Raw genomic sequence first — 12,991 nt, forward strand, 5'->3', positions numbered from 1 at the left:
CTATCCAATCGGACAAATGGTGTGCTGTCCAGCCGCCATGCGACGCCCCTCCTTCTATCCAAAGGTTCGCACCATGCCGTCATCGCCGATCCGCGCTCCCTTGAGGCCTACCCTTACGCAAGGCAATGTCCGGCACGCCCAGCGCGGCCCTTGCCAATCCGCTTCCTTACCTGCGCCGACGCCGGACGGCTACGGCCTCAACCACGGCGTGCCCGTGGACGACCTGCCGGCCTGGCATGCAACGGACACTCTGCCGCTGACGGCCGTCATCGCCCACGAGTTGCGCATGCCGATGCAAGGCTTGCTCGGCACATTGGAACTACTTAGCGAGACACCGCTTAACGCCCGTCAGCAAGCGCTTTTGCGCATCGGAACCGGTGCGGCGGTCGCGCTGGAACGCATTGCCAATGACGTACTTGACTTCACTAAACTTCGGACGGCGCAGCCTTCCATCGCAGCGGAACCGGTTGATCTGCGTCAAATGATAGAAGACGTGGCTGCATTGCTCGATGCGAAGGTCCCGCATCCCGGCGTCGTGGTGAAGACGCATGTCGACAATACAGTGGCCCCGTGGGTCTCAACGGACCCCATACGACTCAGGCAGCTTCTGCTCAACCTCGTCACCAATGCGTTGAAATTCACTGATGCCGGGCACGTTCTGATTCACGTCTCCCGTTCCACCTCGGGCTTGATGCCACCGCTCTCAAAGCAAGACGGATCAGCCGGTTTCGACACCAACACGCCGTACGTTTCGCCATGCGACGCAACATCCGCGTCGGATTCTGAATCAGTACTGGGACACACTTCCGGAATGCCGCGCGAGTCTGGCACACCATCGGCATACGCGACCGCGCCGCAAGCGATCACAATCGACGTAATTGATACGGGCATCGGCATTCCAGCGCAAGCCCTGGCGACCATATGCCGTCCGTTTGCACAGGTAGACGAACATCTCGCGCGAAACCCGGACGGCAGCGGCCTCGGCCTGGCGATTGCCAAACTGCTGGCCTCACGTCTGGGAGGGTCGCTAACGTTGACGAGCGAGGTGGGGGTGGGCACAACCGCACGCCTCGCCGCCTGCTGGCCGATTGCCAACGCCCCGAACAGCAGGGAGAGCAGCCAGCCCACCACGAAAAACGCCGCGTCGTCGACGCCACCCGCCGATGGCACCTGCCAGAGCGCAACGACTGCCGCCGCGCCGGCACCCGAAAGGGAACCGATGCACCAGCGGCGGCGCGCGAAAACGCCACCCAGCGTGCGGAACGTCAATGGTGCGTTGCATGGCGAGCGGTCGTCCGCACTGCAATCCTATCGCGCTCAGATATTGGTCGTCGATGATCATCCCACCACGCGCCTCGTTCTCGATGCGCAGCTCGGTGCGCTGGGTCATGGTGTCGCGACGGCGGAAAACGCCGATGCAGCGGTGGCATTACTACGGCAACGTCGCTTCGACCTGATGCTCACCGACTGCAAGATGCCAGGGCGTGACGGCCTGTCGTTAGCCGCCGCCTGGCGCCAGGTCGAAGTCTCGGGCGCATTGCCGATGCGCGTGATCGGCCTGACAGCCAATCCGCTTCCGGGCCAGGCAATGCAGCAATACGCGGCAGGATTCGACGAGTGTCTCGTCAAGCCGGTGACCTCCGAGGTGTTAAGCCGTTTGTGCGTCCGCGATTGGCATCCGCGGCACCCGTCGCTGGCCTCTCACCGCGCGCACGTGATCACGGACCAGGCATCGATATTCCAAGACGCGCGTGCGCGGCGACCCGATCACGCGCAACAAGCACCTCTCGATTTACAAAAGCTGCGCAACATATTCGGCAACGCCGTGACGTTGGATCGGGTATTGACGTCGTTCATTGCCGCCACGCTCGAAGACCTGCGCCTGATTGATACGGCGTTTATCCAGCAGCAGCCGGCACGGGCAAGTCAGCGCCCACTGCATCGGCTCACGGGTGGATTGCAGGTGCTGGGTTGCAGCCCATTGGCCAATCACGGAGCGGCATTGGAACACGCGATGACGACGGCATCGCGACGACGAGGACGCAGGCGTGTCACACCGTCGGAGATCGCAAAGGACACACTGCAAGAACGGCGGTTGTCCGATCGCCTTCGCGCTTTCAGTATCGACGTGGTGTTATGTCTAGACTGGGTCGCGCGACAGCGCTTACGCTGACGCGTACGATGACGATCGCGATGGGATGGCGCCGATGCATCTCACGCATCAAGGGCGTCAGACGTCGGCGCAATCGCCAATCGCCAATCGACATGACCGGCTAGTCCATCAACCTAAGCCGTGGAGTTGGGCCATCTGCGCCACATCAATCGCGCTCTCGCAGCACAGCTTGCGCAGCAGGTTCATCTTATGGACCGCTACGGTCTTCTGGCTGATCGACAGTTGTTGGGCAATCATTCGATTGCTGTTGCCCTTGGCAATCAGCATCGCCACCGACAGTTCACGGTTCGATAAGAGATCGAACGGATTGTCGCCATTTCCCGCGCCACCGCAAGGCTTTACGTGAAAGCCTTGCGCCACCAGGCCAATGGCGGCACCCACTTTTTCCATTGCCTCGAATTTATTCAAAAAACCCGCGATATGCATGGCGTTCAAGCGACAGGCGAACATTTCATAGCGCTTGGCCGTGTAGACGAAAATCTTCACCTCCGGATGCAATTGTTGAACGATTCGAATGAAGTCGACACCCGCCATATCCGGCAGATCCAGGTCGACAATGACAAGCTGAAACTTTTCCTCTTCAGACGTGTGGCGCACATCGGCCAATGCGGCACGTCCCTGCCGTGCCGTCATCACATGTTTGAGCTTTCCCGTCACGCCGGCCTTTCTGCATGCGACCTCGATCGCGGCGAATACACAAGGGTGGTCATCGACAACCAGCACATTGCATGGCGCCATCGTTCCCTCGACGCTCTCGGAAGGACTGCCCGTCATAATCTGTTTAGGTTGATCCACGCCTATCCCTTCGTTGTACCAATGAAGCATTGCTTGTTTGATGACACATTGCAACGCGTTGCGACATCACGCAACGTTTTTCATTCCCCGACGGCATTGTGCCTGCTTCCTGCGACGTGTCCCACCGTCGTTTCTTTATCTTCGGCCGGCCAACTCCGCGCTGCCGCAGGGATAAATACTTATCCAGAGTAAATACTCACTGTAAGGTTGAACTTTAGGACAAAGCGCCGCACTCCCCGCCGAAATAGGAATCGTCCGAAGTCGTGCCAGATCGCATCCTCGCCGCCCCTTGGCAGGACCTGGCCTACACGTCTCAGCGCACCATGGCACAATGCATTGGTCACTTCCCGGTCCGGCGCCCACCGTTCGGATGTTGCAATGCAGCGGCGCACTGCACGGCATGCTGTTCCCCTCGCCTATTGGCCTACCATGCACGCTTTACGTCCAACCACGCCGCACGGCGCCTCCCGCACCGCGCTCTTTCTCTTCGCCATGTCGTTGACATGGTCCGCATGGGCACAAGATCGGGATGCGCCGGTCCGCCGATACTCGCCGCCGGCGCGGGTTGCCTGGACGCTCACCGTACTCACCGACGGCAAGGTGGCGGACACGTTCTCAGGCAACACCGCCGTCGGTCAATCGGCAACGGTGACGCGTCAGTGGAACGTCAGCCATCCGGTAGGCTGTGAAGGCGCGCAAACTCGTCCGGTCGCCTTCGCACGAACAATCACGCTTTCGCCGCTCGGTGTGGATAGTCATCAGGTCATCGGCTTCTCGGTCGATACACAGGACACGATCGATGACAACACGCCTTTAACAGTCCGCTCCGATGGCTGTATATTGCCGCCGACACCACGGACCATCACGGCGCATCATCCAGAATGGGATATTGCGTCAGGCCAGTCTGATACGTGGACCATCGTGCCGAAACATCCCACGCTGGCCTACCAACTGGCCGCCCACGTCGCGGCATCGGCATCGGCATCGGCATCGGCATCGGCATCGGCATCGGCATCGGCATCGGCATCGGCATCGGCATCGGCATCGGCATCGGCATCGGCATCGGCAGCAGTATCGTCCTCCAGCGCGGCGTCCGGCCCGGTGCCGCGATAGCGAAAATCGCGCGCTGCGAGTAAGCTATTTCCATGAGAAATCCGCAAGCACTGGCACATGATGACTTCACCGCGGTGAGTTGGAACCTGCACAAGGGTCGCTCACCGCTTGGGCTGCAGGTCTGGAAACCGATGCGTGACTGGCTCGCCCGGAGTGGCGCGGATGCCTGCTTCCTTCAGGAAGCCATGGCAAAGCGCTTGCCCGCCGCGCTCGCACCCGCCGGATTTGGCGAACCCACTGAAGATCCGCCCGAGGCGTTATGGCATTGTCAGGCCACGGAGATTGCCGCATCGTTGCAGATGCAGGTGACGCTTGGTCCGAATGTTTTCAAACCATCGTGGCGACACGGGAATGCGATCTTATCGCCGCATCCACTGGATTTGAGTGGTCGCTGGGATATTTCCGCGCACCGCTTCGAGCGGCGCGGGCTGCTTGCCGCGCGCATGACCTACCAGGGCCAGATCATCACCTTGCTGTGTGCCCACCTGGCATTGACTCGCGCGGCGCGACTGCGTCAGATGCGGTGGATTGCCGCCTGGATTGCCACGGGCGCACCGCGTGGTCCGCTGATCCTCGCCGGCGACTTCAATGATTGGAAAAACGACTCGCCGGCCATTTTCGCGGAGGCGGGTTTGATCGAGGTCGCCGGTACGCTGGGCGTCAGTGGACGGACATTTCCGGCGTTTTCCCCAGCGCTGGCGCTCGACAAGATGTTCGTCCGCGGGTTGACGCCGGTCAGTTGGGTGGTCCCCGACCAGAAGGCGGCGTGGCTGTCGGATCACCTGCCCTACGTCGCGCGTCTTAGACTGGATCCGCCTTCTGCTGCGTAAAAGCCGCATATCGGGCGCCGCATCGCGGTTATTAGCTTATTTCCATGCAATCTCTGCCTCGCAAGCAGGTCATTTCTGCTCCACCTGGGCGCATCAGGTAAAATACCGAGCTATTTTTGTGGGACCGGGACAGGCCGGGTCGGCCCGCTCGCCCTTATTGCGCCGTCGTGCCTCTGGGTGGCGCCCTTTACGGACAAGAAATGAGTAATCTGAACCAGGAAACCGTCCTGAGCGTACATCATTGGACGGACACGCTCTTCAGTTTCAAATGCACCCGTGACCCGTCCTTCCGCTTTCTGAACGGCCAGTTCACGATGGTCGGGCTACCGGTCGAGGGCAAGCCCTTGCTCCGCGCATACAGCCTGGCAAGCGCAAATTACGAGGAGTCGCTCGAATTCTTGTCGATCAAGGTGCAAGATGGCCCCTTGACCTCGCGGCTGCAACACTTGCAAGCAGGCGACACGGTGATGATCGGCCGCAAGCCGACCGGCACGCTGATCGTCGATAACTTGCTGCCGGGCAAGACGCTGTGGCTGCTGTCCACCGGCACCGGGCTGGCCCCTTTCATGAGCGTGATCAAGGACCCTGACGTCTATGAACGCTATGACCGCATTGTGCTGACCCACACTTGCCGTTTCGAGCGCGAGTTGGCCTATCAGCAATACATTACCGAAACGCTGCCGTCCGATGAGCATTTCGGGGAGTTGATCCGCGACAAATTGACGTACTACCCCACCGTGACGCGTGAGACATTCCGCACGCAGGGCCGCATTACGGATCTGATCTCTTCGGGGAAGCTGTTCACGGACCTCGATCTGCCGCCGTTCTCGGTGGAAAACGACCGCCTTATGCTGTGCGGCAGCCCGCATATGCTGAAAGACACGCGCGCATTGCTGGATGCCGCAGGCTTGAAGGAAGGCAATCACTCCACACCTGGTCACTACGTGATCGAACGTGCGTTTGTTGATTGACGTCGCAACGCTGGCACGGGCCGTGCTGTGAGGATTGACGGGCTATCGCGTACTTTTCCGCACGCAGGGGAAACGTGAAGTCCGACGTGTCGGGTAAACGCCACGCCCGGCTTTGTAACAGTGCCGCCATCAAGTTGATCGAATGGCGTCATCATCAAGGCCGAGCCACCGTACTTTGATGGCTGTCGCACCCTGCTATATCGACGCAAGTCATTGACTTTGAAATGTTTCGCCCTGTAACAAGGCGAAATTGTTTGCAAAGTCGATCGCAGTTTCGGGACATGTGTCGATAATGGGAAACAAGGGACGAACGCGCAGGCACCACCCGTAGTGAAGCGCCACCGTCAATCGGGATCATGCCGCGTCGTTCGCCATCTCGGCGAACGGTGGCGGATTTCAAGACGCCAGACGTTTTTGCGGCGGACCGCTTTGAAGCGGCAAGCACGCGAAACGCACAGACCAGGAGTTATCCAGATGCGCATCGCTCAAATTGCACCGCTCTATGAAGCCGTTCCGCCGAAGTTTTACGGCGGCACCGAACGTGTCGTGTCCTACCTGACCGAGGCCTTGGTCCAGCAGGGACACGACGTCACCCTGTTCGCGAGCGGGGACTCGCAGACCAGCGCCAAGCACGAGGCGGTCTGGCCAAAGGCCTTGCGCCTTGATCCGGCGATCCGCGATTCGAATGCGCCGCATGCATTGCTGCTCGAGACAGTACGCCGCCGTGCGCACGAATTCGACGTGTTGCATTTCCACCTGGACTACGCACCGTTCGCGCTGTTCTCCCAAATGAATGTGCCGTTCGTCACGACGCTGCACGGCCGCCTCGACCTCGTCGAGTTGCAACCGGTATTCGATGCATTCCCCAAGGCGCCGGTCGTTTCCATTTCAGATTCGCAGCGTGCGCCGTTGCGCGCGAATTGGATGAATACCGTTTATCACGGTCTGCCCAGCGATCTGTTGACGCCGCGTCAGGACGTCGCGCCGGGCTACCTGGCATTCCTGGGCCGGATTTGCCCGGAAAAGCGTCCGGACACAGCGATCAAGATTGCCGCGCAGACGGGCATGAAGTTGAAGATAGCGGCAAAGGTCGACAAGGTTGACCAGGAATATTTCGAACGCGAGATCGAACCGTTGCTGTCGACAGCCGATGTCGAATTCATCGGTGAAATCAACGAAGCGCAAAAGCCGGCTTTCCTATCCGGCGCCAAGGCTTTGCTGCTGCCGATCGATTGGCCGGAACCGTTCGGCTTGGTCATGATCGAGGCAATGGCATGCGGTACGCCGGTGATCGCGTTCAATCGTGGCTCGGTGCCGGAAGTCATCGATCATGGCGTAACCGGGTTCATCGTGGAGGATATCTACGGTGCGGTTGCAGCGGTGGATCGTCTGAAGGAACTGCCGCGACGTGCGATCCGTGAGCGTTTCGAAGAACGTTTCACCGCTGACACCATGGCGAGCAACTACGTCGAGGTCTATGAACGCCTGATCAAGGCGCAGTCGATCCCGGCGCTGGAACAAGTCATCAAGGGTCAAGCCGCTTAAGCAGGACAACACGTCATGCTGCCTGCCGCGTGATGGCGCGCGACAGGCAGCAACGTGTCGGGGTCGTAAAGAAGCCAGCATCGTGTTCGAACCGCGCACCAAAGGTGGATAGGACGATGTCCAACGCCAGGGGTGCGGTTTCAATAAGATGTTGGCTTTTTTATTGCCCTCCGTCATGCGCACGTTGTGTGGTCGCAGGCGGCGACGCTGGCCTGTAAGCGTGCAAGCCGAGTCGCTGTCCGCCTTACGTCACGCTCAGCCGTTTTCGAGCATCCGCGTCAGCAGCCCTTCGAGCTGGGTCGCTTCTTCCTTCGAGAAACCTTGCAGCAGTTCGTTGTACACGCCAACGATCAACGGCAGGATCTCCGGGAACAGCGCCCGGCCGCGGTCCGTCAATTCCAGGCTGACCGACCGCCGATCATCGGTACTGCGCGTCCTGCGCACAATATCTTTCTTTTCGAGACGATCGATCAGGCGGGTCATCGCACCTGGATCGTAATCAAGTAACCGGGACAGCTCGGCTGGCGTCGACGCGGTACCCTCGGCCAACGTCACGACGACGCCCCATTGCGCGGCAGTGAGGTCCAGCGCCTCCAGACGCTCGCTTACGCGCTCGAGCAACAAATGCCGCACACGCGTCAGCAATCGCCCGACCGCGCGCTTGTAATCGAAATTCTCGACGGAATAGATGTCTGTCATAAGAGCCTTGAACACGCTGGACGGAGTGGACGGTAAGCTGATTTTTATTGCCATGTCGTTCATTGTCAATGACAAAGGTTGATCACCCGCCTATTTCCGCAAAGCAGTGCAGACAGATCAAATGGTCTGGTGTGCAAAACTGACAGTTTTTTGAAAGCTTTTCCGATTGCACCACTTTGCACTGGCGATGCCCAACAAATTGTGCTGGTGCCCCGGCTGCGACATGCGACGCCTCGCCTGCTACGACGGCATCGAACAGTAAGTATCCGAGCGATCGTTCGATTACGACGCACGAGACTGGCTGACATGCAGATGCGCTAGCGCCCAATCCATCGGCCGGAATGACGTCGAACCAATGCATGGAAGGTAAACACATGCGTTACAAAGCGTAAGAAAGCAGAATCTGGCATCGTCTTACATGCAGGTTGTGATGACCGGCCGACAGACCAGAACAAAAAGGTAGGTAATGATGAAGAACGACCTGGCCGCTTCGGCGGCCGCCACACTATCCAGAGGCGCGGCCCGCGGCGTCTGGCATGCATTCGGGAAGTCGCTGGCCGTCGTCGCATTGGCGGTCGTCGGCTTGACCGCATTCCATGCCGAGGCTGCCCCGGTGAATATCGGCATCAATGTGGGAACACCCGGCTATGTAGGCGGCCCCCCGCCGCCGCCGCCACCACCACCGCGTCGTTACCGTCGTCGGCATTGGCACCGTCCTCCCCCTCCGCCGCCACCGCCGCCGCATCGTTACCGGCACCGTGGTCCGCCGCCGCCGGGCTGGAACCGCTAAAGCACCTCAGGGCTGCTTGATCCAGCCTTGGGCCATCCGCAGCGCACCCGTAGCGGCATCGCCGACCGCGGGACGGAGCCGCGACCGATGACGGCTGGCCAGCGCATCCGCCAGCCAAGGAGCAACACTCCCCGCCAGCACCACCGGTAGCGTCATGCCCGGGTCAAGCGCATCGATCATGGCATCGACGTCAGCCGCGGCACGCATGCGAAGCGCCCGAACCGTCGGATGGTCCGGAAAGTCCACCAGCACCCGCATCAGGGACGCGTAATCGGTCTGATTCGCCGACGTCAGCCACGCTTGCAAACGGTCCCGCCCGCTCGCCAAGCCTGACGTGCCATGCGACGGCGCGTCCGCGTTCGGATCATTGGCCGCTGAGTGATGCGCCGGGCCGGCCTCAACTTTTGCGATAGGAGAGGCATCGGCATGGCACGGCGCGGCCGCAACGTTTCCAGTGCGCTCTGGCAACCCCATGGCGTCGATCAACGCCCGCGCCAACGCGTCGATCGGCACGCGGCCGTCGAGCGCCCGCTGCGCATAGCCTGCCGCCTGAAGGCCGAACCACGCGCCGCTCGCCTCATCACCCGCCGGAAAACCGAAGCCACCCACGGTACGCCAACCGTGTTCCGCGTCCATCGCACAACCGATGCTACCGGTCCCCAATGCAATCACGACACCGGCGATGATTTCGTCTTGCGCGTTGTCGTGCGCCCGTGTCGGCGCCTCGGCGCGACTCCGTGCCCGCCCACGGCCCTCTTGGCCGGGTTGCTTTCCAGATTCGCGACCCATCGTGCCATCGATCTTCGTTGTGTCAAGCGCATCGCCCCCGCCGCTGAGCGCGCCGACCCAGGTCGTGAACGCGTCACTGAATACCGACAACCCTCGTAACGGCGGCGCACTGGCGATAAACGCATCGCGCCAAGGCGCATGGTTGTCCCCCGCCAGACCACACGCCATGACGCAATCAGGCCACTGCCACGTAATCCCTGCGGTAGAGAAAGCGTCCGTACAGGCGCGCGTGATGGCGTCCCAGGCACGTTCGATACCAAGGCCAAGGCCAGAAGGACCGGCCGCACCGCGTAATGGCCAGGCAAGACCCACAGGCAGATCATATTGATCAACAACGCCTTTGCTGACGGGCACTCCGCCAGACACATCGGTCGGATGCGGGCTCACAAACGATCGCGCCGTGCCGGCCGGGGTCGCAGATGGCGCATACGGCGCGATCAGCACGCGCGTGCCGGAACCGCCACCATCCACACCGATGCAAAACCGTGCGGTCGCGTTCGCCACCGGTAAGCCGGATGGCCCGACGGACGAGACCGGGAGCACGGTCCCGCCGGACGCCCTGTAGTCGTTCGACATAGGTGATCCAGAGAAATGAAAAGACAATGGCATGCGGCTTGCATGACGGGAATGCCATCACCGGCTTACCGCGTGGCGGATTGTTTCGATAACACCAAGCTGGCCATGCCGCATCCGCGACATGGAAGGTTCGATCAGGGGAGTGCTTTAAATGAAGAAGACATTATCGGTCGCCGCATTCATTGCCGCAGCATGTGCCGTGGTCTCGACCGCTTCAGTTGCACAGAACATGCCACCACAGGACGCCGGGCCCGACCACCATGCGCCCGGCATGCGGTCCTCGCAGCCGGATCGTGGCGGCCCAGGCGCACGCCCGGAAATGCACCGGCCGCCGATGGCGCGCCCTGGCGGTCCGGGACCCGTCGATGCACGCGGTCCGGGACCCGCACCGATGGATGGCGGATGGCGCGAACGCGGGCGCCCACTGCCCCGCGAATATCGAGATCGTCAGTACGTCATCGACAATTATCGCGAGTATCAATTGCAACCGCCACCACGCGGTTACCATTGGGTCGGGGTGAACGGTGACTACTTGCTGGTTGCCATCGGTTCAGGCGTCATCCGGGACATCATCACAGGCCGTTGACCCGCGACGTGCCACTGTCGGCGATGCTGCGCGGCAGGGCACGCGTGACATCGTCGCGCTGTGCCGCGACCTGCGCCGCCGCCGGCTCAGCCGATGCCACCGCGATCTTCGATCGCGTTGCCTGCGCCAGCACAATGGCGGTGGACGGGTCGATCCCCTTCGTGAACGGATGCGGATACACACCGATCACCATCACGACCAACGCCATCGCGCCGAGCACGGTCATTTCACGCAAGCCCAGGTCCTTGAGTTTTGCAACGCGCTCGTTCGCCACCGGTCCGAAGATGATGCGCTTGTACATCCATAGCGTGTAGGCGGCGCTCAACACCATCGTCGATGCCGCGCCCACTCCGATCCAGAAGTTGTACTTGATCGCGCCCATGATGACCATGAACTCGCCGACAAAACCGGACGTGCCCGGCAAACCGACGTTTGCCATCGTGAACACCATCATGAAAACGGCGAAGCGCGGCATGGTATTGATCACACCGCCATAAGCCGTCATCGACTGCGTCTGCATCCGATCGCTCAGCACCCCCATGCAGAGGAACATCGCCCCCGAGACAAAACCATACGAGATCAACTGGACGATCGCCCCAACCACGCCGATCTGGCTGAATATGAACAGGCCAAGCGTGACGAGACCCATATGGGCGACCGACGAATAGGCAATGACCTTGCTCATGTCGGTCTGTGCCAGCGCGACCAGGCTGGCGTAGACCACGGCGATCAGCGACAGCGCGATCAGCAGTGGGGCGAAGAAGTGGCTGGCATCCGGGGTGATCGGCAGTGAAAAGCGCAAGAAGCCGTAGGCACCGAGCTTCAGCACGCTCATCATCACTGAGGCGCCAATCGGCGCTTCCATATGCGCGTCGGGCAGCCAGGTATGAACCGGCCACATCGGGACCTTGACCGCAAACGCCGCGAAGAAGGCCAGGAATATCCAGATTTGCTGCGACAGCGTCAACGGCATCGAGAACCAAGTCGCCATATCGAAGCTATGCGACACGTGATACAGATAGATCAGCGCGACCAGCATCGTCAGCGAGCCGATCAACGAGAAGAAGAAGAACTTGACCGCCGCATACACCCGGTTGGCACCACCCCAGCCGCCAATCAACAGATAGAACGGCACCAGTGTGGCCTCGAAGAACACAAAGAACAGCAGACCATCCTGCGAGGTAAATACCCCGATCAGGAAACCGGATAGCAGCAGGAATGCCGACAGGTATTGCGGCACTCGGATTTTCGACCGCCAGGAAGCCAGCACGATCACCACGGTCGTGAACGCGGTCAGCACCACCAGCCACAGAGAGATGCCGTCGATACCCAGGTGGTAGGTGCTATGCAACGCCGGCAGCCAGTTGGCCTGCTCGACGAATTGCTCGGCGCCGGACGTGGCGTCATAACCGAACACGAGCGGGACGGTCAGCAGCAACCCCAGGATCGCACCGGTCAGCGCCAGCCAGCGCGCTGGCGCCGGCCGCTTCGATGAGCCGACACACAGAATGGCGATGCCGAAAACGATGGGGACCCAGATGGCCAGGCTAAGCAGCGGAAATGATTGCATTGATCAACGAATTCGTTTTTAGCGCGGTGGGACGGTGGACGCTGGCAATGTGCGCGCTTGTCGGACATCGAGCAGGCGCCCGGTGTTAGACAGGAGCACGTCCCGCGTCGGCGTCAGGGCGCGTTCTGTGGCGCGCAAGCGACGCGCGCAGGCGTTCCCCGGGGCGCACCCGAAAACTGCGCCCAATTGTCGCAGCGAAACCTTGGCACCGCAATCGTTACCGCATCCACTCTCGCCGACGGCGCTGTATTTGGGTAAACGAGCATAACCGGTTCACCTTTTTTTTGCAGCACAAGCCCTTGGGCCGACAATACATTTTCAGACAACGGTGCCCATGCCGCTGCGTTTTCGCCGCGCCGGACAATAGTCCATTGCGCGAAATGGTACAAAGCATCCACGTTTTTTTATTGAATGGTGCGCGTATTCACACGGTTTTGACATCGATGTGATGGGGACGCGATTGGTAATTGCCCATTCGTATTGTTCTCATATACGATTTATCGGCAGGCCAAGATTTATCGGCAGGCCAAGACGGTACGCCGCCCGTGGACCCG

General features: G+C 60.7%; 10 protein-coding genes and 1 pseudogene. 7 read left to right on the top strand and 4 right to left on the bottom strand.

Translation table 11 applies throughout. The features are described 5' to 3' along the window. Positions 1–73 precede the first annotated feature (73 nt). Entirely contained in the window at positions 74–2,173 is a 2,100-nt protein-coding gene (locus WM40_RS05010) for an ATP-binding protein (RefSeq protein ID WP_024903628.1), read from the top strand. A gap of 108 nt (positions 2,174–2,281) precedes the next feature. Here the strand turns inward: WM40_RS05010 and WM40_RS27690 are convergent, their stop codons facing one another. Continuing rightward, a complete protein-coding gene (locus WM40_RS27690) occupies positions 2,282–2,968 on the bottom strand; it encodes a LuxR C-terminal-related transcriptional regulator (RefSeq protein ID WP_162199036.1) in 687 nt (228 codons plus the stop codon). 378 nt (positions 2,969–3,346) lie between these two features. Between WM40_RS27690 and WM40_RS30590 the strand changes: the two genes are divergently transcribed. From WM40_RS30590 to WM40_RS05035, 4 genes are all read left to right on the top strand, one after another. Further along, positions 3,347–4,081 carry a hypothetical protein gene (locus WM40_RS30590; protein ID WP_052738172.1) on the top strand — a complete coding sequence of 245 codons (735 nt, stop codon included), beginning with the start codon at positions 3,347–3,349 and terminating at the stop codon, positions 4,079–4,081. A gap of 32 nt (positions 4,082–4,113) precedes the next feature. After that, entirely contained in the window at positions 4,114–4,911 is a 798-nt protein-coding gene (locus WM40_RS05025) for an endonuclease/exonuclease/phosphatase family protein (protein WP_024905914.1), read from the top strand. Between the two features lie 200 nt (positions 4,912–5,111). Continuing rightward, entirely contained in the window at positions 5,112–5,882 is a 771-nt protein-coding gene (locus WM40_RS05030) for a ferredoxin--NADP reductase (RefSeq protein ID WP_024905915.1), read from the top strand. A 474-nt stretch (positions 5,883–6,356) separates the two neighbouring features. Beyond that, positions 6,357–7,427, top strand: a complete 1,071-nt coding sequence (locus tag WM40_RS05035) for a glycosyltransferase family 4 protein (protein ID WP_024905916.1) — start codon at positions 6,357–6,359, stop codon at positions 7,425–7,427. Positions 7,428–7,682: 255 nt separating this feature from the next. Here the strand turns inward: WM40_RS05035 and WM40_RS05040 are convergent, their stop codons facing one another. Then, positions 7,683–8,126, bottom strand: a complete 444-nt coding sequence (locus tag WM40_RS05040; RefSeq protein ID WP_036013235.1) for a MarR family winged helix-turn-helix transcriptional regulator — start codon at positions 8,124–8,126, stop codon at positions 7,683–7,685. A 469-nt stretch (positions 8,127–8,595) separates the two neighbouring features. Between WM40_RS05040 and WM40_RS28570 the strand changes: the two genes are divergently transcribed. Continuing rightward, positions 8,596–8,916, top strand: a complete 321-nt coding sequence (locus WM40_RS28570; protein ID WP_236693387.1) for a hypothetical protein — start codon at positions 8,596–8,598, stop codon at positions 8,914–8,916. A 468-nt stretch (positions 8,917–9,384) separates the two neighbouring features. Here the strand turns inward: WM40_RS28570 and WM40_RS31160 are convergent. Continuing rightward, positions 9,385–9,639: pseudogene (locus WM40_RS31160) on the bottom strand (hypothetical protein); the annotation flags it as partial. A 793-nt stretch (positions 9,640–10,432) separates the two neighbouring features. Between WM40_RS31160 and WM40_RS28575 the strand changes: the two are divergent. Beyond that, positions 10,433–10,867, top strand: a complete 435-nt coding sequence (locus WM40_RS28575) for an RcnB family protein (RefSeq protein ID WP_046152289.1) — start codon at positions 10,433–10,435, stop codon at positions 10,865–10,867. Here WM40_RS28575 and WM40_RS05065 read toward each other — a convergent pair. Then, the gene (locus WM40_RS05065; protein WP_024905920.1) at positions 10,854–12,437 is read right to left on the bottom strand and encodes a complex I subunit 4 family protein; all 1,584 of its coding nucleotides are present in this window, start codon (positions 12,435–12,437) and stop codon (positions 10,854–10,856) included. The genes WM40_RS28575 and WM40_RS05065 overlap by 14 nt on opposite strands. Positions 12,438–12,991 lie beyond the last annotated feature (554 nt).

This window comes from Robbsia andropogonis (assembly GCF_000970345.1).
Taxonomy (GTDB): domain Bacteria; phylum Pseudomonadota; class Gammaproteobacteria; order Burkholderiales; family Burkholderiaceae; genus Robbsia; species Robbsia andropogonis.

Excerpts from the sequence above, each read along its gene's own strand:
- WM40_RS05010 (WP_024903628.1), top strand. The coding sequence starts at position 74 with ATGCCGTCATCGCCGATCCGCGCTCCCTTGAGGCCTACCCTTACGCAA.
- WM40_RS28570 (WP_236693387.1), top strand. The coding sequence starts at position 8,596 with ATGAAGAACGACCTGGCCGCTTCGGCGGCCGCCACACTATCCAGAGGC.
- WM40_RS28575 (WP_046152289.1), top strand. The coding sequence starts at position 10,433 with ATGAAGAAGACATTATCGGTCGCCGCATTCATTGCCGCAGCATGTGCC.
- WM40_RS30590 (WP_052738172.1), top strand. The coding sequence starts at position 3,347 with ATGCAGCGGCGCACTGCACGGCATGCTGTTCCCCTCGCCTATTGGCCT.
- WM40_RS05030 (WP_024905915.1), top strand. The coding sequence starts at position 5,112 with ATGAGTAATCTGAACCAGGAAACCGTCCTGAGCGTACATCATTGGACG.
- WM40_RS05065 (WP_024905920.1), bottom strand. The coding sequence starts at position 12,437 with ATGCAATCATTTCCGCTGCTTAGCCTGGCCATCTGGGTCCCCATCGTT.
- WM40_RS05035 (WP_024905916.1), top strand. The coding sequence starts at position 6,357 with ATGCGCATCGCTCAAATTGCACCGCTCTATGAAGCCGTTCCGCCGAAG.
- WM40_RS05025 (WP_024905914.1), top strand. The coding sequence starts at position 4,114 with ATGAGAAATCCGCAAGCACTGGCACATGATGACTTCACCGCGGTGAGT.
- WM40_RS05040 (WP_036013235.1), bottom strand. The coding sequence starts at position 8,126 with ATGACAGACATCTATTCCGTCGAGAATTTCGATTACAAGCGCGCGGTC.